Raw genomic sequence first — 22,465 nt, 5'->3', positions numbered from 1 at the left:
TGCTCGGGTAAAGGGTAAAGAGGATCCCCGTGGGGGCGGATTCCGTATCCTCGCTTGACCTGGAATTTCCCGGCGAATGATTGCTCTGGTCCGTATTGCCCTGAGCCGGCCCTACACGTTTGTCGTGCTCGCGCTCCTGCTCCTGATCATCGGACCGCTGGCGGCGCTGCGGACGCCGACCGACATCTTCCCGGACATCCGCATTCCCGTGATCGGCGTGGTCTGGCAGTACACCGGCCTGCCGCCCGACCAGATGTCGGGCCGCATCACCACGCCGTTTCAGCGCGCGCTGACCACGACGGTCAACGACATCGAGCACATCACCGCCAATTCCTATAACGGCTTTGGCATCATCAAGATCTTCTTCCAGCCGAACGTCGACATCCGCACCGCCAATGCGCAGGTCACCGCGATCTCGCAGACGCTGATCAAGCAGATGCCGCCGGGCGCGACGCCGCCTCTGATCCTGAATTACTCCGCCTCCACCGTGCCGATCGTCCAGGTGGCGCTGTCGGGTGACGGGCTGACCGAGCAGAACCTCGCCGATATCGGCATCAACCAGCTCCGTACGCCGCTGGTCACCGTGCCGGGTGCTGCGATCCCGTATCCGTTCGGCGGCAAGCAGCGCCAGATCCAGATCGACCTCGACCCGACCGCGCTCCAGGCCCGCGGCCTGTCCGGCCAGGACGTCGCCAATGCGCTGGCTGCGCAGAACCTGATCACGCCTGTCGGCACCCAGAAGATCGGCACCTTCGAGTACAACATCCAGCTCAACAATTCGCCGCTGAAGATCGACGAGCTCGGCAATCTGCCGATCAAGACCGTCAACGGCGCGATGGTCTATGTGCGCGACGTCGCGACTGTGCGGGACGGCAACCCGCCGCAGACCAACATCGTCCATGTCGACGGCAACCGCTCGGTGCTGATGATGGTGCTGAAGGCGGGCGCGACCTCGACGCTCGACATCATCGCCGGCATCAAGCAGAAGGTGATCGACGTCAAGGACCAGCTGCCGGACGCGCTCAAGATCGGCTTCATCGGCGATCAGTCGGTGTTCGTCCGCGGCGCCATCGAAGGCGTCGCGTTTGAAGGCGTGATCGCGGCGCTGCTCACCAGCGTCATGATCCTGCTGTTCCTCGGCAGCTGGCGCTCGACCGTCATCATCGCGGTCTCGATCCCGCTCTCCGTGCTCGGCGCCATCATCATGCTGTCGGCGATCGGCGAGACGCTGAACATCATGACGCTCGGCGGCCTGGCGCTCGCGGTCGGCATTCTCGTCGACGATGCCACCGTCACGATCGAGAACATCAACTACCATCTGGAGCAGGGCAAGCCGGTCGAGCAGTCGATCCTCGACGGCGCCAACCAGATCGTGACGCCGGCCTTCGTCTCGCTGCTCTGCATCTGCATCGTGTTCGTGCCGATGTTCTTCCTCACCGGCGTGGCGCGCTTCCTGTTCGTGCCGATGGCGGAAGCGGTGATGTTCGCGATGATCTGGTCATTCCTGCTGTCGCGTACCTTGGTGCCGACCATGGCCAACTATCTGTTGCAGGCACATGTCCATCACGAGGACGGCCCGCCGAAGTCGCGCAATCCCCTGGTCTGGTTCCAGCGCGGCTTCGAGGCTCGCTTCGAGCGCATTCGCGGCGGCTACCATAATTTCCTCGGGCTCGCGCTGGCGCACCGTCCGGTGTTCGTGATCGGCTTCCTTTGCGTGGTCGCCGCCTCCTTCGCGCTGGTGCCCTTCCTCGGGCGCAACTTCTTCCCCGCGGTCGATGCCGGCAACATCCTGATGCACGTCCGCACCCAGGTCGGCACCCGCGTGGAGGAGACCGCGAACCAGCTCGCCGACGTGCAGAAGGCGATCCGCAAGCTGATCCCGGGCGAGATCGAAACGCTGACCGACAACATCGGCATGCCCATCTCCGGCATCAACATGACCTACAACAACACCGGCGTGATCGGCCCGCAGGATGGCGACATCCAGATCAAGCTGAAGGAAGGCCACAAGCCGACCGAGGAGCATGTGCGCGTGCTGCGTGAGCAACTGCCGCGGCTGTTCCCCGGCGTCAGCTTCGCCTTCCTGCCGGCCGACATCGTCAGCCAGATCCTGAACTTCGGCGCGCCGGCGCCGATCGACCTGCAGATCCGCGGCGCCAATCTCAGCGCCAACTTCGCTTATGCCAACAATCTTCTGGCCAAGGTCCGCAGGATTCCCGGCGTCGCGGATGCGCGCATCCAGCAATCGCCGAACAATCCGACCTTCAACATCGACGTCGACCGCACCCGCGCGCAATATGTCGGCCTGACCGAGCGCGACGTCACCAACAGTCTCGTGGTCAACCTTGCCGGCTCCTCGCAGGTAGCGCCGACCTACTACCTCAATCCTGATAACGGCGTGTCCTATTCGATCGTGATGCAGACGCCGCAATACCAGATGGATTCGCTCAGCGCGCTGCAGACGCTGCCGATCACGGCCGCCGGAAATTCGCAGTCGCCGATCCTCGGCGGCATCGCCGACATCAAGCGCTCGACCTCGAGCGCGGTGGTCTCGCAATACGACATCCAGTCGATGGTGCAGATCTTCGCCACCACCTCGGGCCGCGATCTCGGTGCGGTCGCGACCGACATCCGCCAGGTGATCGCCGACACCGCCAGGGAGGTGCCGAAAGGCTCTTCGGTGGTGCTGCTCGGCCAGGTGCAGACCATGAACAGCGCCTTCACCGGCTTGTTGTTCGGCCTGCTCGGCGCGGTCGTCCTGATCTATTTCCTGATCGTCGTGAACTTCCAGTCCTGGTCCGATCCGTTCGTGATCATCACGGCGCTGCCCGCCGCACTCGCCGGCATCGTCTGGATGCTGTTCGCCACTGAGACGACGCTGTCGGTGCCGGCGCTGACCGGCGCCATCATGTGCATGGGCGTTGCCACCGCCAACAGCGTGCTCGTAATCTCGTTCGCGCGCGAGCGCTACGAAGAGCTCGGCGATCCCATCGCCGCGGCGCTGGAAGCCGGCTTCGTCCGGTTCCGCCCGGTGCTGATGACCGCGCTCGCCATGATCATCGGCATGGCGCCCATGGCCCTGGGGCTCGGCGAGGGTGGCGAGCAGAATGCGCCGCTCGGCCGCGCCGTGATCGGCGGCCTGATCTTTGCAACCTTCGCCACGCTGATGTTCGTTCCCGTGGTGTTCAGCATGGTACACAAGAAGCAAGGCGGCAAAGCCGCCGCCCCTTTGGAGACTCCGCATGTCGCCCACTGAATCCCGCTCCCCGGTGTCGCACCGGAAACTGGGCATTTTCGGCGTGGTGGCGCTGATCGCGGCGGGCCTGGTCGTGGGCACCGGCATCCGTGCCCGCGAGGAGCAGGGCTCCAAACTGAAGGCATGGACCGATGACCAGGCTGTTCCCAGCGTCGCGGTGACGCTGCCTAATGCCAAGGCTCTCAATTCGACCATCGACTTGCCGGGCCGTCTCGAAGCCTATTATCGCGCGCCGATCTTTGCCCGCGTTCCCGGCTATCTCAAGAGCTGGAGCGCCGACATCGGTGCGCGGGTGAAGGCCGGTCAGGTGATCGCCGAGATCGAGGCGCCCGACCTCGACCAGCAACTGCTTCAGGCCCGCGCCGACCTCGCCAGCCAGCAGTCCAGTGCCAGGCTGTCGGAAGCCACCCTCAACCGCCGCAAGACGCTGGTCGCCTCCAACTTCGTCTCCGCGCAGGAGATCGACGAGCGTACCGCCGATCTCTCCAACAAGAACGCGGCGGTTCGCTCGGGCCAGGCCAATGTCGAGCGCCTCGAAGCGCTGGCCGGTTACAAGAAGATCACCGCTCCGTTTGACGGTGTGGTCACGGCGCGCGACACCGACGTCGGTGCGCTGATCAATTCAGGCGGCGGCTCGGGCCCGGCGATGTTCGTGGTCTCCGACATCACCAAGCTGCGCGTCTACATCAACGTGCCCCAGAACTACGTGCCCGCGATCAAGATCGGCGCCAAGGCCGCCATTGTGCTGCCGGAGTATCCGAACCGGACCTTCCAGGCGACGGTGGAAGCCTCCTCGCAGGCGGTTGACGTCGCCTCCGGCACGACGCGCATGCAACTTGGTCTCGACAATTCCTCGGGCGAGCTGATGCCCGGCGGCTACGCCAGCGTGAAGCTCAACCTGCAGCGCGACTCCGCGCCGCTCAGCATTCCCGCCAGTGCGCTGATCTTCAACGGCAGCGGCCTGCGCGTCGCAACCGTCGGTCCGGACGACAAGGTCCTGTTCAAGCCCGTGACCATCGCCCGCGACCTCGGCCGCGAGATCGAGCTCGCCTCGGGAATTGCAGCGGACGACCGCGTCATCACGGCACCACCGGACGGCCTTTCCGACGGCGATCAGGTCCGCGTGACCGGCACTGGTGCCAAGGGCAAGCCGGCGACGGCGTCGGAGACGCAAGCGCCGAAGGGGTAGGGTGAGTTTGTAGGGTGGGTTAGCGAAGCGTAACCCACCACTGTTCGTCTCCGCGCAAGCAAAAGAGGTGGGTTACGCCTTCGGCTAACCCACCCTACGAGACTACGCCACGCGCCACTCCGGAACGCCATCCGCGGCCGTCGTGATCTCGCCCAGCGAACCCACCGGCGTGCGGTCCATGTTCAGCACTTGCGCCAACGTCGCCGTGTCGCCCGCGGGAATCCGCGCCAGCGTGCGCCTGTCGTCTTCCGTCCGCAGCATCACCACGCCATGCTCGACATCGCCACTGCGGCCATAGAGCACCGTAAAGCTCTCGACCTTGCCCATGCCGCTCGGCTCCGTCACGAACTCCGGCACCGCGCGCTTGTTGCGGTCCGCCGCCGCCTGCACGCTCGTCTCCTGTGCCAATGCTTCACGCGGCGGCGCCTTCGACACCACCAGCGCATGATGCTTGGTGACGAAGCCGCCCTGGCCGTAGAGCAGGCCGAGCTTGGCGCCGTCGCGCAGGCGCCGCACCATCGCGCAGGCCGCATGGGTCATGTAGGTGTTGAGCGGCGCCCCGAAGAAGGTGAGGCCGCCTGTTACGGTCGGCTGCACGTCCGCACCCAGGCCCAGCGTCCGCCGCGCCATTTTGGGCACGCACGGGAAGCAGCTATAGAGCTCGATCGCGTCGAAATTCTTGCCGTCGCCGTCGGCGAGATCCATCACGGCCTTCAAAACGGCGTTCTGCGAATGGCTCTCGTAAAACTGGTCGCGCAAAAGATAGTCGCGCGGTTCCTCGGCCGAGGCGCCGCCGAGCGGGTAGACGAGCTTGTCCTCGGCGATGCCTGCCGCACGCGCCCTGGCGAGGCTGGTGAGCAGCAGCGCGCCGCCCATGTTGACGCTAGGGTTGGCAACCATGAGCTTGTTGTAGGGCCAGGCGATCAGGCGGTTGTCCGCGGTCGGCGTCGTGATTTCGTCGGGCGCATAGCGCCGCTTCAGCCAGGCATTTGGATTTTGCGCGGCGGCTTCTGAATAGCGCGACCACAGCACGCCTGACTCCGCCATCGCTTCGCGCGGCGTCTGGTCCCAATACGCCGAGGAGGCGGCCTCGTAGAATGGATACACCGTGACGGGCCGGAACACCCCGAGCTTCTGCGCCAGCGGCTTCTGATACGCTGCGCCGCGTTTCGGCTCCTCGACGTCATGGGCGAACGGCGTCCATGGCAGCTTCGCGCCGGCGCGCTCCGCCTTGGTCGCCGTCGACTGTGCCTCCGCGCCGCAGACAGCGGCAACACTGCATTCACCGCGCGCAATGCGCTTTGCTGCCTCGTGGATATAGCGGATCGGGCTCTCGCCGCCGACGGGGCCGTAATAGCAATGCGCGGGCGAGATGCCGAGTCGTTGCGCCAGCAACTGCTCCGGATCGCGATAGCGCCAGCTCAGGAAGTTGACGACGTCGAGCGATTGCACCTTCCCGAGCAGCTTTGCGCCGGCGTCTGCTTCCGCGCGCAGCAAGGCCTGTTCGAGCAGGTCCAGCGGCTCGAGGCCCTCGGTGATCTCCTTGGGGCGGTCGACGATCTCGCCGATGCCGACGATGACGGGGATGCGGTCTTCGGGGGTATTCTTCTGGTCTGTCATGCTTCAATTCACGATGTCAGTTGTTTCGTCATTGCGAGCGTAGCGAAGCAATCCAGGGTCTTTCCGCGATGGTAGTCTGGATTGCTTCGCTGCGCTCGCAATGACGGTGTGTGGCAATCACTCCGCCACCAGCGAATTCATATGCTCGACGGCTTCGGCGAACTCTTCCTTGAACTCCTGCACCACCGCGCCGGCCGACTTCACGCTGTCGATCAGCCCGACGCCCTGGCCGACGAAGTAACTCACGAGATCGCGCGCCTTGGCATTGCCGCCCGCCGCCGCGCGGTCGATCGCGTTGAAGGCGTCGCGGCTGACGATGCTTTGCAGCGGCATCGGCAATGCGCCGGGGCTCTCGGGTGCGCGGTCCCAGGCATCGGTCCAGACCGAGCGAAGCTGCCGTGCCGGCTTTCCGGTGCGGCCCTTCGAGCGCACCGCATCGCGCGACGATGCCGCGATCATCTTCTCGCGAAAGATCTCCGTGGTCTCCGACTCGACGGTGGCAAGCCACACCGAGCCGGTCCAGGCGCCCGCGGCACCCATCGCCATGCAGGCTGCCATCTGCCGTCCCGTCATGATGCCGCCGGCCGCCAGCACCGGCACGTCGCGGATCTTCTTGATCGCCTTGATCACCTCGGGCACCAGCACCATGGTCGAGACCTCGCCGCAATGGCCGCCGGCCTCGGTGCCCTGGACCACGAGGATATCGACGCCGGCCGCGACCTGGCGCAGCGCGTGCTCCTTGGCGCCGACCAGTGCTGCGACCGGCACGCCGTGCTTCCTGCCCATCTCGATCATGGCCTTCGGCGGCACGCCCAAGGCATTGGCGATCAGGCGGATCGGGTGCTTGAACGAGACCTCCAGCAGCTCTAGCGCGGTCCTGCCATCGAACGGCTGCGGCTGGTTGTCGGCGACCTCGGTGGTCGTGAGTTCGATGTCGAATTTCTTCAGGAGATTGCGCGTGTAGTCGCGGTGCTCCTGAGGCACGCGCGCTTCAAGGCTCTTCCAGGTGACGTCCTTTTCGCCCGCCGTCGAGATGTTTTCGGGGATCAGCACGTCGACGCCGTAGGGCTTGCCGTCGACGTGATCGTCGATCCATTTGAGCTCGCGCTCCAGCGTATCCGGCGTGTGCACGGTGGCACCTAACACGCCAAAGCCTCCGGCCCGGCTGACGGCGGCGACGACATCGCGGCAATGGCTGAAGGCGAGCAGGGGGAAATCGATGCCCAGCATGTCGCAGATCGGCGATTTCATCGTTCCCTCCGGCGGGCCTTCGCGTTGCTGTTGTCGCAATCTTGAGCGAAGGCTCATCGACGCTAGACCATCGTCTTGCGCTATGCCAATCCGGATTTGGCGGCGCATCTTGCGTGCACACGCCGTGTTACGCGAAGCCGCACGCATGGCTCGACAGATGCGGCCTCTGGTGCAGGTCGTCCTCGGCAACGTCGGATGCATGACGCGGCCTCGAGGCCCGCGCCGGACGCAGGGCCGGCAGGGCTTGCCATCGGCCGTCCGTGGGCTAATTAATGCAGACGCATCTTTTCGCCGGAGCCCCCTCATGACCGACACCCCCGCCTACGTGCCGCCCAAAGTCTGGACCTGGAACAAGGAGAACGGCGGGCAGTTCGCCAGCATCAACCGTCCCATCGCCGGTCCCACTCACGACAAGGAGCTGCCGGTCGGCAAGCATCCCTTCCAGCTCTATTCGCTGGCGACGCCGAACGGGGTCAAGGTCACCGTGATGCTGGAGGAGCTTCTGGCGCTCGGCCACAAGGGCGCGGAATACGACGCTTGGCTGATCAGAATAGGCAACGGCGACCAGTTCGGCAGCGGCTTTGTCGACATCAATCCGAATTCCAAGATCCCGGCGCTGATGGACCGCTCCGGCCCGGAGCCGATCCGGGTGTTCGAGTCCGGCTCGATCCTGTTCTACCTCGCCGAAAAGTTCGGCGCCTTCCTGCCGAAGGACATCAAGAGCCGCACTGAAGCGATGTCGTGGCTGTTCTGGCAGATGGGCAGCGCGCCCTATCTCGGCGGTGGCTTCGGCCACTTCTACGCCTACGCGCCGACCAAGATCGAATACGCCATCGACCGTTTCGCGATGGAGACCAAGCGCCAGCTCGACGTGCTCGACCGCCGGCTCGCCGACAACGAATATCTCGCCGGCAGCGAATACACCATTGCCGACATGGCGGTGTGGCCCTGGTACGGCGCGCTCGCCAAGGGGCTGGTCTATGGCGCGGGCGAATTCCTCTCCGTGCAGGACTACAAGCACGTGCAGCGCTGGACCGACCAGATCGCCAAGCGTCCGGCCGTCAAGCGCGGCCGCATGGTCAACCGTGTCTCCGGCGATCCCGCCAGCCAGCTCCACGAGCGTCACGACGCCAGCGACTTCGAGACCAGGACGCAGGACAAGGTCGGCGAGGTGGCCGCGTCGTAGGCGCATCGCTGAACATCGCAGTATTGTAGGGTGGGTTAGCGCTAGCGTAACCCACCTCTTTCGCTTCCCCGGAGACGAACAGTGGTGGGTTACGCTTCGCTAACCCACCCTACGGCAGGGCCGCGCTTGGCGAGACCTCACGCCATGCTCAGCTCGTGGCGTCCCACCACCATCCAGTGCACCTCGTCCGGACCATCCGCGAAGCGCAGGTGGCGGACGTCCTGATACATCTCGGCGAGAGGGGTCCAGTGCGAGATGCCGGTGGCGCCGTGCATCTGGATCGACTGGTCGATGATCTTGCAGGCGCGCTCCGGCACCATGGCCTTGACCATGGAGACCCAGACACGAGCCTCCTTGTTGCCGAGCACGTCCATGGCCTTGGCGGCCTTCAGCACCATGAGCCGCATCGCCTCGATCTCGCAGCGCGCCTGCGCGATGATCTGCATGTTGCCGCCGAGATGGGCGATCTTCTTGCCGAAGGCTTCACGGGTGAGGCCACGCTGCACCATCAAATCGAGCGCCTTCTCGGCCTTGCCGATGGTGCGCATGCAGTGATGGATGCGGCCCGGGCCCAGCCGAAGCTGCGAAATCTCGAAGCCGCGGCCTTCGCCGAGCAGAATGTTCTCTTTGGGCACGCGCACGTTGTTGAAGCGCATGTGCATGTGGCCGCGCGGCGCGTGGTCCTGGCCGAACACGTACATGGGACCGAGCACCTCGACGCCGGGCGTGTCGCGCGGCACCAGGATTTGCGACTGCTGCTTGCTCGGCGCCGCATCCGGATTGGTCTTCACCATCACGATGAGGATCTTGCAGCGGGGATCGCCGACGCCGGAGATGTAATACTTCTCGCCGTTGATGACCCATTCGTCGCCGACGAGCTTTGCTGTGGTCGAGATGTTCTTGGCGTCGGAGGAGGCGACGTTCGGCTCGGTCATGACATAGGCCGAGCGGATCTCGCCGTTCATCAGCGGCTTCAGCCACTTCTCCTTCTGCTCCTTGGTGCCGACGCGCTCCAGCACCTCCATGTTGCCGGTATCAGGCGCCGAGCAGTTCATGCTCTCCGAGGCCAGCGGGCTCTTGCCGAGCTCGGATGCGATATAGGCGTAGTCCAGATTCTTCAGGCCTTGGCCGGTCTCGTCGTCGGGCAGGAAGAAATTCCAGAGGCCTTCCTGCTTGGCCTTGTTCTTGGCCTTCTCCAGCACCTCGAGCTGCTTCGGCGTGAAGCTCCAGCGGTCTTGTTTCCCTTCGCCTGCCTTGGCGAATTCGATCGACATCGGTTCGACGGTGTCGCGGATGAACTTCCTGACGTGATCATAGAGCGGCCGGACCTGGTCCGACATCCTGAGGTCGTTGAGCTCGTCGCCGGGATTGAGGGTGTAGTTGGTGGTGCGGGGAATATAGGTGTGTTTTGTCATTGTTCCTCCCGGGGTCGCTGAGATCGCGTTGACCCGGAGAATAGTCGCAGCGTCGCCAAAGTGCGAGCGCGCATTTTCTAGAGCGAGCCATGCCATGCGATGGAATATCGCAGGGCGTTTGAAATGTTGTTTGAATGGGACGGTTGCCGCGAGCGCTGCTGTCATCGCCCGCGAAGGCGGGCGATCCAGTACTCCGTGACGGACATGATTGAATCGAGAAGCCGCGGCGTACTGGATTCCCCGCCTTCGCGGGGAATGACAGTGTTTGCTGTGGCTAATTCGCCATCCGATGCATGGCGCAGATCTTATTGCCGTCGAGGTCGCGCAAATACGCGATATAGAGGTTGACGCCCGGGCCTTGGCGGATGCCGGGCGGATCTTCGCAAGGAACGCCGCCGGCAGCGATGCCGGCCGTATGCCATGCATTGACCTGCTCCGGCGAGTTGGCGGCAAAGCCGATGGTGCCGCCATTCGCAGGCGTCGCCGCTTCGCCGTTGATAGGCTTGGTCACCGAGAACACGCCGGTCTTGGTGATGTAGAAGATGCGATGGCCGTCGACCCGCGCCGGCCGCACCTCGAGCGTGGACAGCAAATTGTCGTAGAAGGCCTTGGCCTTGTCGAGGTCGTTGGTGCCGATCATCACGTGTGAAAACATTTTGCCCTATTTCCCTCATCTTGTAGCCCGGATGGAGCGCAGCGTAATCCGGGTCTTGTTTGCTTTTGGCCGTCCCGGATTGCGCTGCGCTCCATCCGGGCTACGAGAATCAAAACGCCGTATAGCCGCCGTCGATCACGAACGTATCCGCGGTGTGGTACGACGACGCCTTGCTCATCAGATACACCGCGATGCCGCCGAAATCGCTGGCTTCGCCAAAGCGGCGCACCGGAATGCGCGGCATCACGTTTGCGACGAATTTCTCGTTGGCCATCAGGCCCGAGGTCATGTCGCTCTTGATCCAGCCGGGCAGGATCGCGTTCGCGGTGACGCCGTGGCGCGCCAGCTCAACGCCGAGCGCGCGCACCAGCGCGTTGATCGCGGCCTTGGTCGCCGCGTAGTGCTCGTTGCGGGCGGTACCGAAGATCGAGGCGAGACTCGAAGTCGCCACCAGCCGACCGAAGGGATCGCCCGCATTGGCGCGCTCGGTCATGTGTTTTGCGGCCGCCTGGAACGCGTGGAACACGCCGTCGAGATTGGTCGCAAACATCCCACGCCATTCCTCTTCGGTGCGTTCGATGAAGGAGCGCCGGCCGCCGCCGCCGATGCCGGCATTGGCGAAGCAGCCGTCGACCCGGCCGAACATGTCGAGCGTGGCCTTCATCGTGGCATTGACCGAGGCCGGGTCGGTGACGTCGCAGACCCGCGCGTCGACCTTACCTGATAGCCCCGCCAGGCTAGCGGCAGCGCTGCTGTTCTTGTCAGGATTGCGACCCCAGATCGAGACGTTGCAGCCCTGGCCGGCGAGCGCCTGCGCGATGCCTAGCCCGATGCCGCCATTGCCGCCGGTGATCACGGCGACCCGTCCCGAAAGGTCGAAAAGGTTCATGGCGCGTTTCCTGTTTTTTTGGCATGCGCGCATCAGCCGCTGCGCGCAAGATTGCTTGCTATGCTCTGATCACCATGGACAAGACCGTGCCAAAAATCAAATATGCGCCCCGGCAAAAGTAATTCCGGTCTGCGAAACTGGCGCAGGCCGCAACTCACGAGGAAACCATGCAGTTCAAACACGTCACGCTCGATCTCGATGGCTCGGTCGCGATCCTCAAGCTCGACCACCAGGAGGTGATGAACGCGGTCTCCGTCGACATGCTGGGCGGTCTCGCGGAAGCGCTCGACACGATCGAGGAGAAGAAGGACGAGGTGCGCTGCGTCGTGCTCACCGGCGCGGGGCGGGCGTTCTGCACCGGCGCGAATCTCCAGGGCCGCAACAACCAGTCGAAGAAGACCAAGGCCGGCCTGACGCTTGAGACCGGCTTCCATCCCTTCCTGCGCCGCATCCGCAATCTGCATTGCCCGATCGTGACCGCGGTCAACGGCCCCGCGGCCGGCGCCGGCATGAGCTTCGCGCTGCTCGGCGACATGATTTTATGCGCGCGGTCCTCTTACTTTCTTCAAGCCTTCCGCCGTATCGGCCTGGTGCCGGATTGCGGCTCGACCTGGCTCTTGCCGCGGCTGATCGGCAAGGCACGCTCGATCGAATTGTCGCTGATGGGCGAGCGGCTCCCGGCCGAGAAGGCGCTGGAATGGGGCCTCGTCAACCGCGTCTATGATGACGGCGTGCTGATGGAGGAGGCGATGAAGCTCGCGCATGACCTCGCCAGCGGCCCGACGGTCGCGCTGTCGCTGATCCGCAAGCTCTACTGGGACAGCCCGGAAAATTCCTTCGAGGATCAGCTCAATCTCGAATTCCAGTGCCAGCTCCGCGCCGGCGACACGGATGATTTCCGCGAAGGCGTCGGCGCCTTCTTGGAGAAGCGGCCGGCCAAATTCAACGGCAGGTGATCAAGGGCAAATGATCGAGGCCGAACTCTCCCGCAGCGTTGCGCGCTGGTGCCCGGGCGCAACTGGTGTCGCTGGCGTGGCAAGACTGTCCGGCGGCGCCAGCCAGGAGACCTGGCGCTTCGACATCGTGCATCCCGATGGGCCGATCGGTGCGATCCTGCGCCGCTCGCCGAAGGGGTATGGCGCGGCGCCGACGCGCGCGGCAGGACTCGGTGCGGAAGCGCAGCTGATGCAGCTTGCCTATCAGGCCGGCGTGCCGTCGCCGCGCGTGATGCATGTGCTCGTGCCGGACGACAATCTCGGCACCGGCTTCATCATGCAGCGGGTCGAGGGCGAGACCATTGCGCGCAAGATCCTGCGCGACGACGAGTTCGCGGCGACGCGGCCGCTTCTCGCGCGGCAGATTGGCGAGGTGCTTGCGAAGCTGCACGGGCTGCCGCGGGACAAATTGCCCGAGCTGCGCAGCCGGTCCGCGACCCAGGAGATCGCCGAGTTCGAGCGCGATTATCGCAGTCTGGATTGGCCCAAGCCCGTCTTCGAGCTGGCGCTGCGCTGGCTGCGCGACCACGATCCGGGCCCTGCTGCCGAGACGACGCTGGTGCACGGCGATTTCCGCAACGGCAATCTCATCATCGGCGCCGACGGCGTGCGCGCGGTGCTTGACTGGGAGCTCGCTCATCTCGGCGATCCCATGGAGGATCTCGGCTGGGTCTGCGTTAACTCCTGGCGCTTTGGCGAGATCGACAAGCCTGTCGGCGGGTTTGGCTCGCGTGAGGAGCTGTTCGCCGGCTATGAGGCCGCAGGCCGCAAGGTCGATCCATCACGTGTCAAATTCTGGGAAGTGATGGGCACGCTGCGCTGGGGCATCATGTGCGGCGGCATGATGCAGCGATTTCGAGAAAGTCCGGACCATTCGATGGAACGCGCCATGATCGGACGCCGTGCCTCCGAGACCGAGATCGATCTGTTGCGGCTGCTGGTGCCGCGGGGGAGTTGACCATGCAGGACGAGCCGACCCCGATCGAGCTGACCAAGTCAGTCGCCGATTTCCTCCGCAACGATATCGCGCCGCTGATCTCCGGCCACCAGGCTTTCAAGCTGCGCGTCGCCATCAATATTCTCGATCTCGTGACACGGCAGTTGACGCTGGAGGAGGGGAGCGATGCCGCGGAGGTGGACCGGTTGCGCGCGTTGCTCGGCATGGACGGCGCGGTCACCGACCTCAACCGCGTACTCGCCGAGCGTATTGCGAGCGGCGAGGTCGATCTCGCGACGCCGGGGTTGGCCGAGCATCTGTGGGCGACCACGATGGACAAGCTTGCGGTCGACCAACCGAATTATGCATCGTACAAGCGGGAACTGTCGCGCGGCGGGTAGACCTCTCCTCGTCATTGCGAGGAGCGTAGCGACGAAGCAATCCAGACCGTCTCAGCGGAAAGATTCTGGATTGCTTCGCTACGCTCGCAATGACGGCGTTGATGCAGGCGCGCTACTCTCTTCGCATCGTCATGCCCGGGCTCGTCTCGGGCATCCACGTTCTTCGTGCCGCGCGGTGAGGCGTGGATGGCCGGGACAAGCCCGGGCATGACGGAAACAGCTACTTCCCCATCCATTTCGGCGGCCGCTTCTCCGCAAATGCCTTCGGTCCCTCGATGTAGTCCTGCGAGGCCGCCATCGCCTTCACGGCCGGATAGTCGCGCTGCTGCTCGATCGCCTGCTCCAGCGACACGCCGAGGCCCTTCTGGATCGCCTGCTTTGACGCGCGGATCGACATCGGCGAATTCTTGGTGATCATCTCAGCCCAGCGCAGCGCGGCCGTGAGCGCCTCGCCCTGCGGCACCACCTCATTGACGAAGCCGAGTTCGAGACCCTCTTTGGCGCTGACGTGGCGCGCGGTGAGGATCATGCCCATGGCGCGCTTCAGCCCGATCTGGCGCGGCAGCCGGTGCAGGCCACCGGCGAGTGCGGCGAGGCCAACGCGCGGCTCGGGCAGCGCGAAGGTCGCGTTCTCCGAGGCAATGATGAGGTCGCAGGCTAGCGCGATCTCGAAACCGCCGCCCATGGCCACGCCATTGACCGCGGCGATGATCGGCTTGTCGCAGTCGAAGCGCGCGGTGAGGCCGGCAAAGCCGCCCTTGTCCCAGCCGCGCTTGCCGCCGGCCGCCTGCCACTTCAGATCGTTGCCGGCGCAGAACGCCTTGTCGCCGCTGCCTGTGACGATCGCGATCCACTGCTCGGGATCGGCGGAGAAATCGTCGAACACCTTGTTGAGCTCGAAATGCGCGTCGGTGTGCAGCGCGTTGTAGACCTCGGGCCGCGACAGCGTGACGATCGTGATCGGCCCCTTGCGTTCCACCTTTGAGAATTTCAGCTCCATGGTCGCTCCCGCAGTTTCTCGTGAAGGAATATTGCCGGAATACTACCGCGCCACCGCGCTAGAGCACCATCGAATTGCGCAATGCGCCCTGCGCATCCGGTACGCCTCCCATTGCTTGACTTGGCGACGCTCTTCTTACCTTAATCGTGCGAAGCAAAGCTGCGCCCAGCGCCTTAACGCAAAACGAAAAAACACCCGGGAGAGAGCCGTGGATTTCTCATTGCCTGCCGATCTCGTCGCCTATCTCGCAGAGCTCGACCGTTTCATCGAACGCGAGATCAAGCCGCTGGAAGAGGCCGATGATAATATCCGCTTCTTCGATCATCGTCGCGAATGGGCCCGCACCGATTTCGAGAATGGCGGCCTGCCGCGCCACGAATGGGAAGCGCTGCTGCGCAAGGCCAAGGATCTCGCGGACGCGGCCGGTCATTTGCGATTTCCGGTGCCGAAGCAATATGGCGGAAAGGATGGCTCCAATCTCTGGATGGCCGTGATCCGCGAGCACTTTGCCGCCAAGGGGCTCGGCCTGCACAACGATCTTCAGAACGAGCATTCCATCGTCGGCAACTTCCCCGTCGCTACCATGCTCGATCGCTACGGACGCGACGACCAGAAGGCGATGATCGATGGCTCGATCAAGGGCAAGTACCGCATCACCTTCGGCCTGACCGAGCCAAATCATGGCTCCGACGCCACCCACATGGAAACGCGCGCGGTGCCCGCGACCCGCGACAACGTCAAGGGTTGGATCATCAACGGCGAGAAGATGTGGACGACCGGCATGCACGTCGCCACGCATTGCGCGCTGTTCGCGCGCACCAGCGGCAATGACGGCGATGCCCGCGGTATCACCTGTTTCCTGGTGCCGGCCAAGAGCCAGGGCGTGAAGATCGAAGAGTACATGTGGACCTTCAACATGCCGACCGATCATCCTCGCGTCAGCTTCACGGACGTGTTCGTGCCGGAGGATGCGCTGTTCGGCGAGGTCGGGCGCGGCCTGTCGCTGGCACAATGTTTTGTCCATCAGAACCGTATCCGGCAGGCGGCGAGTTCGTTGGGGGCAGCGGTCTACTGTATCAACGAGAGCGTGAAATATGCGCGCGAGCGAAAACCGTTCGGCAAGGCGCTGGCCGAGAACCAGGCGATCCAGTTCCCGCTGGTCGAGCTTGCGACCCAGGCCGAGATGCTGCGGCTGCTGATCCGCAAGACCGCCTGGGAGATGGACAAGCTCACTGAGGAGCAGATCGAGCGCACGCTCTCCGACCGCGTCTCGATGTGCAACTATTGGGCAAACCGCCTCTGCTGCGAATCCGCCGACCGCGCCATGCAGGTCCACGGCGGCATGGGCTATTCACGCCACAAGCCGTTCGAGCACATCTACCGCCACCACCGCCGCTACCGCATCACCGAAGGCAGCGAGGAGATCCAGATCCGCAAGGTGGCGGGATTTTTGTTCGGCTATATGGGGCCGGGGAAGCATTAGCTGTTATCGCGAGCGAAGCGATCCAAAGTCTTTCCAGAGAGACAGTCTGGATTGCTTCGTCGCAAGGGCTCCTCGCAATGACGGAGGAGAGAGGCGCGCATCCGCCTCCACACCGTCATTGCGAGCGAAGCGAAGCAATCCAGAGATGTCGCCATGGGCGGAGCTCCCGATTGCACCATCGCTTCTCGCAGTCGGCCTAATTCACCCTTCTATCCTTCCCCGCCCAATATGGCTCGCGCAATTGCCGCCGCAAAATCTTGCCTGACGGATTGCGCGGCAGCGCCGGCAGGAACTCCACGCTCTTCGGCGTCTTGAACCCGGCGATGCGCTCGCGGGTGAAGTTGATGATGTCGGTGGCGGTCGCCTGCTTGCCCGGCTTCATCACCACGACGGCCTTCACCGCCTCGCCCCATTTGTCGTCGGGTATGCCGATCACTGCGGCTTCCGCGACGTCGGGATGATCGCACAGCGCGCTCTCGACTTCGGCCGGGTAGATGTTTTCGCCGCCGGAGATGATCATGTCCTTGATGCGGTCGTGGATGTAGAGATAGCCGTCTTCGTCCATGTAGCCGGCGTCACCGGTGCGAAGCCAGCCGTCGCCGCGTAGTGTCGCGGCGGTCGCTTCCGGCAGGTTCCAGTAGCCTGCCATGTTGGAGCCCGAGCGTGTCGCGATCTCGCCGACCTCGCGCGGCGGCAGCGGCTTGCCATCGACATCGAGGATCGCGATCTCGACGCCCGGCAGCGCCTTGCCGGCCGAGCGCATCCGCTCCAGCCCCTCGATATGATCCTCCGGCGGCAGCGCGACGATGGTGCCGGTGGTCTCGGTCATGCCGTACATCTGCACGAAGCCGCATTTGAAGATCTCGATGCATTCCTTCAGCAGCGCCGCCGGGATCGGGGAGGCGCCGTACAGCATGTATTTCAACCGCGAGAAATCGACAGTCCTCGCGCGCGGCTGCCGCACCACGAACTGCATCGCGGCGGGCACCATGAACAGCTTTGTGATGCCGGACTGTTCGAAAAAATCCAGCACTTTTGTCGGATCGAACTCGCGCGCGATCACGCCGCGGGCGCCGTGATAGAGCCCCATCACGCCCCAGCCGGAACCGCCGATATGGAAGATCGGCATCGCGACCAGCGACACGTCGTCGGTCGACCACCGGTTCCACTCCGGCTTGTCCTCGGCATTGCCGGTTTGCACGAGGTTGAGGAAGTTCGCATGCGACAGCATCGCGCCCTTCGGCTTGCCCGTCGTACCCGACGTATAGAGCTGAATCGCGATGTCCTTCGCGTCGATCGGCACCTTGGGATCATCGCCACTCTGTGCATCGCGCCAAGCTGTAAAATCCTGCCATTCCGGCGCGCCACCTTCGGTGGTGATGACGCTGCGCACGCCCGGCAACTGGCCCTTGATCTGGCGGACCAGGGCGATGAACTCAGGTCCCACGAACAGCACCGGCGCTTTGCAGTCGCTCACGATGAAGGCGACCTCGGGGCCCGCGAGCCGCCAGTTCACGGGCGCCATCACCACGCCGGCCTTCATGGCGCCCATCAGCAGCTCGAAATAGATGTCGCTGTTCTTGCCGAGATAGGCGATGCGCTCGCCGCGTCTCACACCCATGGCAATCAGCGCGTTGGCCACTTTATTCGTCTTGACGTCGAATTCGGCAAAGCTGGTGACGCGGCCTTCGAACTCGAAGGCGATCGCGTTGCCGCGGCTCTTGGCGCGCTCGCGCACCACGTCGGCGAGATTGGCCAATGGCTGTGTGGTCATGTTTCTCCCATACCGTCTTGTTCTTATGCTGCGGAGTGTGGCGTCATCCGCAGGGGAAGACAAGACGGGGGAGGTACGCACGCAATTTGGCGAAGACCGGCCATGACCAATCTTCGCCAAAAAGCATTCGGTGGTAATGGGTCCTGGCTTTCGCCAGGACGACTACGTCACCCCCGCTTCGCACGATCCTTTTCGTTCTGCGCCATGATGCTCTCGCGCGCGGTTTTCCAGTCGTCGTCGGTCCAGTCGCGGAGCTGGTAGAAATTGCCGCCCATCGCGAGCGCCTGCGCGCCGTCCATGGCGATGGTCTCGCCGGAGATCCAGTCGCAGCCGCCCGAGATCAGGAACACGGCGACGTTCTGCAATTCCTCCATGGTGCCGACGCGGCCCATCGGGTTCATCGCCTTGGTGCGCGCGCCGGCTTCGTCGCCGGGCTTGATGCGCTTGCTCATGCCCTCGGTCGGGATCTCGCCCGGTGCGATCGTGTTCAGCCGGATGCCGTAGCGGCCCCATTCGGTGGCGAGCGACATCGTCATGGCGTGGATCGCCGACTTGCTCATCGCCGACGGCACCACATAGGGCGAGCCGTTGCGCACCCAGGTCGTGGTGATCGAGACCACGTTGCCGGGCTGCTTCAACGCGATCCAGCGCTTGCCGACCGCTTGCGTCACATAGAACGTGCCGTGCATGACGATGTTGGCGACGGCGTCGAAGCCGCGCGGCGACAGTTCCTCGCTGCGCGAGATGAAATTGCCGGCGGCGTTGTTGATGAGATCGGTGAGGGGGCCGTCGCGAAAGATGGTCTCGATCATCTCCTCGACCGCGAGCGCGTTGCGGATGTCGACGCCGTGGCTGCTCACGCGGCCGCCATACTCGGCCATCAGCTCGGTCGCGGTCTCGTCGCAAACGATCTTGCGCCGGCCGCAGATGTGCACCTCGGCGCCGAGCTGGAGGAAGCGCGCCGCCATCGACTTGCCGAGCCCGGTGCCGCCGCCGGTCACGAGGATGCGCCGTCCCGCCAGAAGATTTTCCTTGAACATGGCTGTTTTCCCCGTTGCGATTGTCGATTAATTGATCGATTGACTAAATCCGGCCGCCGTCGTCCTGTAAAGCGGCAACGAACAAGAACAGCAGGGAACCAGGGGAGAATTCATTCATGGAAGAGCGCGTCTCGATCTCGATCTCGGAAGGCGTCGCCGATGTTCGGCTGGTGCGCGCGGACAAGATGAATGCGCTGGATCAGGCCATGTTCGAGGCCCTTGTCGCCGCAACCGACCGGCTTTCAAAGGACAAGAGCGTACGCGTCGCGGTGCTGTCGGGCGAGGGCCGCGCCTTCTGCGCCGGTCTCGACATGGGGCGTTTTGCCGCCATGAAGGAGAAGGGCGGCAACGGAATTCCGGGTGGCGAAAATCGCGATCTCACCAAACGCACGCACGGCCAGGCGAACTTTGCGCAACAGGCGGTGTGGGGCTGGCGCCAGCTTCCGGTCCCGGTGATCGCGGCGATCCAGGGCGTCGCCTTCGGCGGCGGCTTCCAGCTCGCGCTCGGCGCCGACATGCGCTTCCTGACCTCCGATGCGCGGATGTCGGTGATGGAAATCAAATGGGGCCTGGTGCCCGACATGGCGGGCACGCCGATCCTGGCTTCACTCGTGCGCGACGATATCTTGCGCGATCTCACCTACACCGGCCGCATCTTCTCCGCGCAGGAGGCGATGGCTTACGGTCTCGCCACGCGCATCTGCGACGACCCGCGCGCGAGCGCCCTCGACGTCGCGCGCGAGATCGCGGGAAAAAGCCCCGATGCGATCCGCGCCGCCAAACGCATGCTCAACAATCTCTCGGTCGATCCGGGCCCCGCACTGCTCGCCGAGTCCGTCGAGCAGCAGAAGCTGATCGGCAGTGCGAACCAGACCGAGGCGGTGCGAGCCAATCTGGAGAAGCGCGCGGCGAAGTTTGCGGATTAGCGCAGACCTCATCCCGAGAAGCCGCGAAGCGGCGTCTCGAGGGATGGGCCTCGGGCTCTCATGGTTCGAGACGGCGCCTTGCGCCTCCTCACCATGAGGGGCAACTTCAACAACAATGAAAAACCAACAATGAGCGAAACGTCAAATTTCCTCGGCATCGTCTCCGGTGAGCGCAGCCGCTCCCATGCCGAGGTCGCTGATCGTGCCGATCGCATCGCCGCGGGCCTCAGCCAAATCGGCGTCAGGCAGGGCGATTGCGTCTGCATGTTGATGCGCAACGACATTGCCTTTCTGGAAGCTGCCTATGCCGCGATGCGGCTGGGCGCCTACGGCGTGCCGATCAACTGGCACTTCAAGCCGGAGGAGATCACCTACATCCTGAACGACACCGGCACCTCCGTGCTGATCGGCCATGCCGACATGCTGCATGCCTTGCGCGATGCGATCCCGAAAGGCGTCACCGTGCTCAGCGTGCCGACGCCGCCGGAGATCCTGTCCAACTACAAGATCGATCCCGATCATCTGAAGACGCCGGACTTCGCGATCGATTTCGAACCTTGGCTCGCACAGCACCAGCCCTATGACGGCCCGATCGTGCCGCAGCCCATGAACATGATCTACACCTCGGGCACGACAGGCCATCCCAAGGGCGTACGGCGCAATGCACCGACGCCGGAACAGGCGGCCGCCGGCGAGCGCATGCGCGCGATGATCTACGGGCTGAAGCCCGGGGCGCGCACGATCCTGCCGGGCCCGCTCTATCACTCCGCGCCGAACTCGTTCGCCATCCGCGCGGGAAAACTCGGCGGTGCACTGGTGCTGATGCCGCGCTTCGAGCCCGAGGAATTTCTCGGGCTGATCGCCCGGTACAAGATCGACACGATCTTCATGGTCCCGACGATGTTCATCCGCCTGATGAAGCTGCCGGAGGAGGTGCGCAGGAAATACGACGTCTCCTCGCTGCGCCACATCATTCACGCCGCAGCACCCTGTCCGGCGGACGTCAAGCGCGCCATGATCGAGTGGTGGGGGCCGGTGATCTACGAATTCTACGGCTCGACCGAATCCAGCGCCGTCACCTTCGCGACCTCCGAGGATGCGCTAAGGAAACCCGGCACCGTCGGCAGGATTTCGCCCGGCGCCGAGCTGCGCTTCATCGGCGATGACGGACGCCTGCTGGGCGTAGGCGAGATCGGCGAGATCTATTCCCGCATGGCCGGGATGGCCGATTTCACCTATCACAACAAGCCGGAGAAGCGCGCCGAGATCGACCGCGACGGCTTCATCACCTCGGGCGACGTCGGCTATATCGACGAAGAGGGCTACGTCTTCATCTGCGACCGCAAGCGCGACATGGTGATCTCGGGCGGCGTCAACATCTACCCGGCCGAGATTGAATCCGTACTGCACGCCGTGCCCGGCGTGCATGATTGCGCGGTGTTCGGCATCCCCGATGCCGAGTTCGGTGAGGCGCTGATGGCCGTGGTCGAGCCGCAAGCCGACGTTACGCTCGACGCCGCCGAAATCCGCGCCCGGCTGAAGGCCTCGCTCGCCGACTACAAGGTGCCAAAACACATCGAGATCCGCGCCGGGCTGCCGCGCGAAGATTCCGGCAAGATCTTCAAGCGCCGCCTGCGCGATCCCTATTGGGAGCAGGCGGGGCGGAAGATCTGACGGTGCGTAGTGCGTAGCCCCGGTGAGCGAAGCGATACCCGGGATAATAAGCCCCGGATGTCGCTTCGCTCATCCGGGCTACACACGCCCGTGAATTCGTGAGCGGCTTCGTCGACCGCAACCTCGCTCATCGTGCTATACTCACGGGATCACCGTCTCGCGGATCATCCCATGGCTCCCGTTTCCATCCTGCTCAACCTGCTCTGGATCCTCATCGGCGGCGCCTGGATGGCGCTCGGCTGGCTGATCGCCGCGGTCATCATGGCGATCACCATCATTGGCCTCCCGTGGGCGCGGGCAGCGTTCAACATCGCGGTCTACACGCTGATGCCGTTCGGCTCGCGGGCGGTCAGCCGCTATGAGGTCACCGGTGTCGAGGATGTCGGCACCGGTCCGCTCGGGGTGATCGGCAACATCATCTGGTTCGTGCTGGCTGGCTGGTGGCTGGCGCTCGGCCATCTCCTCACCGCCCTGGCCCTCGCGATCACCATCATCGGCATTCCCTTCGCCTGGGCCCACCTCAAGCTCGCGGGCATCGCGCTCTGGCCGATCGGCAAGGTGATCGTGCCGGCTTAGGGGAACTCGTAAGCGTCCCCGCGGCACATCCTTCGAGACGCCCGCCGTTGGCGGGCCCTCAGGATGAGGGCGGAACACGTGGCTCCACCTGCAACGAATCCCGACGCAACTCAGCCTCATCCTAAGGAGACCGCGAAGCGGTCGTCTCGAAGGACGAGGCGCTTGCTCAGCTCGTAAGACGGGTAGAGCGCCAGCGAA

General features: G+C 64.2%; 18 protein-coding genes. 10 read left to right on the top strand and 8 right to left on the bottom strand.

The genetic code is table 11. From position 1 onward, the window contains the following. Positions 1–76 precede the first annotated feature (76 nt). Complete coding sequence (locus AC0L3K_RS20450; protein ID WP_007593719.1) at positions 77–3,256, top strand: efflux RND transporter permease subunit; 3,180 nt, start codon at positions 77–79, stop codon at positions 3,254–3,256. Next, positions 3,243–4,445 carry an efflux RND transporter periplasmic adaptor subunit gene (locus AC0L3K_RS20445; protein ID WP_473366773.1) on the top strand — a complete coding sequence of 401 codons (1,203 nt, stop codon included), beginning with the start codon at positions 3,243–3,245 and terminating at the stop codon, positions 4,443–4,445. The genes AC0L3K_RS20450 and AC0L3K_RS20445 overlap by 14 nt, the downstream gene beginning before the upstream one ends. Positions 4,446–4,547: 102 nt before the next feature. Here AC0L3K_RS20445 and AC0L3K_RS20440 read toward each other — a convergent pair whose 3' ends face one another. Both AC0L3K_RS20440 and AC0L3K_RS20435 read right to left on the bottom strand, forming a co-directional pair. After that, the gene (locus tag AC0L3K_RS20440; RefSeq protein ID WP_473366772.1) at positions 4,548–6,065 is read right to left on the bottom strand and encodes an acetyl-CoA acetyltransferase; all 1,518 of its coding nucleotides are present in this window, start codon (positions 6,063–6,065) and stop codon (positions 4,548–4,550) included. Positions 6,066–6,182: 117 nt separating this feature from the next. Beyond that, positions 6,183–7,316, bottom strand: coding sequence for a nitronate monooxygenase (locus tag AC0L3K_RS20435; RefSeq protein WP_473366771.1), 1,134 nt, complete (start codon positions 7,314–7,316; stop codon positions 6,183–6,185). Between the two features lie 304 nt (positions 7,317–7,620). Here AC0L3K_RS20435 and yghU point away from each other — a divergent pair, with 304 nt between their 5' ends. Continuing rightward, a complete protein-coding gene (gene yghU, locus AC0L3K_RS20430; protein ID WP_007593714.1) occupies positions 7,621–8,502 on the top strand; it encodes a glutathione-dependent disulfide-bond oxidoreductase in 882 nt (293 codons plus the stop codon). A gap of 137 nt (positions 8,503–8,639) precedes the next feature. Here yghU and AC0L3K_RS20425 read toward each other — a convergent pair whose 3' ends face one another. From AC0L3K_RS20425 to AC0L3K_RS20415, 3 genes are all read right to left on the bottom strand, one after another. Next, entirely contained in the window at positions 8,640–9,917 is a 1,278-nt protein-coding gene (locus AC0L3K_RS20425; RefSeq protein WP_007593713.1) for an acyl-CoA dehydrogenase family protein, read from the bottom strand. Between the two features lie 274 nt (positions 9,918–10,191). Beyond that, entirely contained in the window at positions 10,192–10,572 is a 381-nt protein-coding gene (locus AC0L3K_RS20420; RefSeq protein WP_027516798.1) for a VOC family protein, read from the bottom strand. A gap of 109 nt (positions 10,573–10,681) precedes the next feature. Beyond that, the gene (locus AC0L3K_RS20415; RefSeq protein ID WP_354162874.1) at positions 10,682–11,461 is read right to left on the bottom strand and encodes an SDR family NAD(P)-dependent oxidoreductase; all 780 of its coding nucleotides are present in this window, start codon (positions 11,459–11,461) and stop codon (positions 10,682–10,684) included. Between the two features lie 167 nt (positions 11,462–11,628). Here AC0L3K_RS20415 and AC0L3K_RS20410 point away from each other — a divergent pair, with 167 nt between their 5' ends. The 3 genes from AC0L3K_RS20410 to AC0L3K_RS20400 are packed head-to-tail and all read left to right on the top strand — an operon-like array spanning position 11,629 to position 13,794. After that, positions 11,629–12,417, top strand: a complete 789-nt coding sequence (locus AC0L3K_RS20410) for an enoyl-CoA hydratase/isomerase (RefSeq protein ID WP_007593710.1) — start codon at positions 11,629–11,631, stop codon at positions 12,415–12,417. 10 nt (positions 12,418–12,427) lie between these two features. Then, a complete protein-coding gene (locus AC0L3K_RS20405; RefSeq protein ID WP_473366770.1) occupies positions 12,428–13,414 on the top strand; it encodes a phosphotransferase family protein in 987 nt (328 codons plus the stop codon). A gap of 2 nt (positions 13,415–13,416) precedes the next feature. Beyond that, the gene (locus tag AC0L3K_RS20400) at positions 13,417–13,794 is read left to right on the top strand and encodes a DUF6285 domain-containing protein (protein ID WP_354127677.1); all 378 of its coding nucleotides are present in this window, start codon (positions 13,417–13,419) and stop codon (positions 13,792–13,794) included. Positions 13,795–14,014: 220 nt separating this feature from the next. Here the strand turns inward: AC0L3K_RS20400 and AC0L3K_RS20395 are convergent, their stop codons facing one another. Continuing rightward, positions 14,015–14,794, bottom strand: coding sequence for an enoyl-CoA hydratase-related protein (locus AC0L3K_RS20395; protein ID WP_219683980.1), 780 nt, complete (start codon positions 14,792–14,794; stop codon positions 14,015–14,017). Between the two features lie 208 nt (positions 14,795–15,002). Here AC0L3K_RS20395 and AC0L3K_RS20390 point away from each other — a divergent pair, with 208 nt between their 5' ends. Then, the gene (locus tag AC0L3K_RS20390) at positions 15,003–16,277 is read left to right on the top strand and encodes an acyl-CoA dehydrogenase family protein (protein ID WP_007593699.1); all 1,275 of its coding nucleotides are present in this window, start codon (positions 15,003–15,005) and stop codon (positions 16,275–16,277) included. Between the two features lie 196 nt (positions 16,278–16,473). Here the strand turns inward: AC0L3K_RS20390 and AC0L3K_RS20385 are convergent, their stop codons facing one another. Both AC0L3K_RS20385 and AC0L3K_RS20380 read right to left on the bottom strand, forming a co-directional pair. Beyond that, positions 16,474–18,051: a fatty acid--CoA ligase gene (locus tag AC0L3K_RS20385; RefSeq protein WP_354127675.1), complete on the bottom strand. Its 1,578-nt coding sequence runs from the start codon at positions 18,049–18,051 to the stop codon at positions 16,474–16,476. A gap of 167 nt (positions 18,052–18,218) precedes the next feature. Then, positions 18,219–19,091, bottom strand: a complete 873-nt coding sequence (locus AC0L3K_RS20380) for an SDR family oxidoreductase (protein ID WP_354127674.1) — start codon at positions 19,089–19,091, stop codon at positions 18,219–18,221. Between the two features lie 116 nt (positions 19,092–19,207). Here AC0L3K_RS20380 and AC0L3K_RS20375 point away from each other — a divergent pair, with 116 nt between their 5' ends. From AC0L3K_RS20375 to AC0L3K_RS20365, 3 genes are all read left to right on the top strand, one after another. Then, a complete protein-coding gene (locus tag AC0L3K_RS20375) occupies positions 19,208–20,017 on the top strand; it encodes a crotonase/enoyl-CoA hydratase family protein (RefSeq protein ID WP_473366769.1) in 810 nt (269 codons plus the stop codon). A 129-nt stretch (positions 20,018–20,146) separates the two neighbouring features. Beyond that, positions 20,147–21,691 (top strand): acyl-CoA synthetase, encoded by a 1,545-nt coding sequence (locus AC0L3K_RS20370; protein WP_473366768.1) that lies wholly within the window; start codon positions 20,147–20,149, stop codon positions 21,689–21,691. 171 nt (positions 21,692–21,862) lie between these two features. Further along, positions 21,863–22,267: a YccF domain-containing protein gene (locus AC0L3K_RS20365; protein WP_007593693.1), complete on the top strand. Its 405-nt coding sequence runs from the start codon at positions 21,863–21,865 to the stop codon at positions 22,265–22,267. The last annotated feature ends 198 nt before the right edge of the window (positions 22,268–22,465 follow it).

It is taken from the genome of Bradyrhizobium sp. MI1.10 (assembly GCF_055811035.1).
This window is presented reverse-complemented; position numbering and strand designations above follow the sequence as displayed.

Bases quoted from the DNA above. Each gene is read 5' to 3' on its own strand.
- AC0L3K_RS20425 (WP_007593713.1), bottom strand. From the start codon at position 9,917: ATGACAAAACACACCTATATTCCCCGCACCACCAACTACACCCTCAAT.
- AC0L3K_RS20450 (WP_007593719.1), top strand. From the start codon at position 77: ATGATTGCTCTGGTCCGTATTGCCCTGAGCCGGCCCTACACGTTTGTC.
- yghU (WP_007593714.1), top strand. From the start codon at position 7,621: ATGACCGACACCCCCGCCTACGTGCCGCCCAAAGTCTGGACCTGGAAC.
- AC0L3K_RS20400 (WP_354127677.1), top strand. From the start codon at position 13,417: ATGCAGGACGAGCCGACCCCGATCGAGCTGACCAAGTCAGTCGCCGAT.
- AC0L3K_RS20365 (WP_007593693.1), top strand. From the start codon at position 21,863: ATGGCTCCCGTTTCCATCCTGCTCAACCTGCTCTGGATCCTCATCGGC.
- AC0L3K_RS20385 (WP_354127675.1), bottom strand. From the start codon at position 18,051: ATGACCACACAGCCATTGGCCAATCTCGCCGACGTGGTGCGCGAGCGC.
- AC0L3K_RS20370 (WP_473366768.1), top strand. From the start codon at position 20,147: ATGAGCGAAACGTCAAATTTCCTCGGCATCGTCTCCGGTGAGCGCAGC.
- AC0L3K_RS20380 (WP_354127674.1), bottom strand. From the start codon at position 19,091: ATGTTCAAGGAAAATCTTCTGGCGGGACGGCGCATCCTCGTGACCGGC.
- AC0L3K_RS20420 (WP_027516798.1), bottom strand. From the start codon at position 10,572: ATGTTTTCACACGTGATGATCGGCACCAACGACCTCGACAAGGCCAAG.
- AC0L3K_RS20405 (WP_473366770.1), top strand. From the start codon at position 12,428: ATGATCGAGGCCGAACTCTCCCGCAGCGTTGCGCGCTGGTGCCCGGGC.
- AC0L3K_RS20410 (WP_007593710.1), top strand. From the start codon at position 11,629: ATGCAGTTCAAACACGTCACGCTCGATCTCGATGGCTCGGTCGCGATC.
- AC0L3K_RS20445 (WP_473366773.1), top strand. From the start codon at position 3,243: ATGTCGCCCACTGAATCCCGCTCCCCGGTGTCGCACCGGAAACTGGGC.
- AC0L3K_RS20415 (WP_354162874.1), bottom strand. From the start codon at position 11,461: ATGAACCTTTTCGACCTTTCGGGACGGGTCGCCGTGATCACCGGCGGC.
- AC0L3K_RS20440 (WP_473366772.1), bottom strand. From the start codon at position 6,065: ATGACAGACCAGAAGAATACCCCCGAAGACCGCATCCCCGTCATCGTC.
- AC0L3K_RS20435 (WP_473366771.1), bottom strand. From the start codon at position 7,316: ATGAAATCGCCGATCTGCGACATGCTGGGCATCGATTTCCCCCTGCTC.
- AC0L3K_RS20395 (WP_219683980.1), bottom strand. From the start codon at position 14,794: ATGGAGCTGAAATTCTCAAAGGTGGAACGCAAGGGGCCGATCACGATC.
- AC0L3K_RS20375 (WP_473366769.1), top strand. From the start codon at position 19,208: ATGGAAGAGCGCGTCTCGATCTCGATCTCGGAAGGCGTCGCCGATGTT.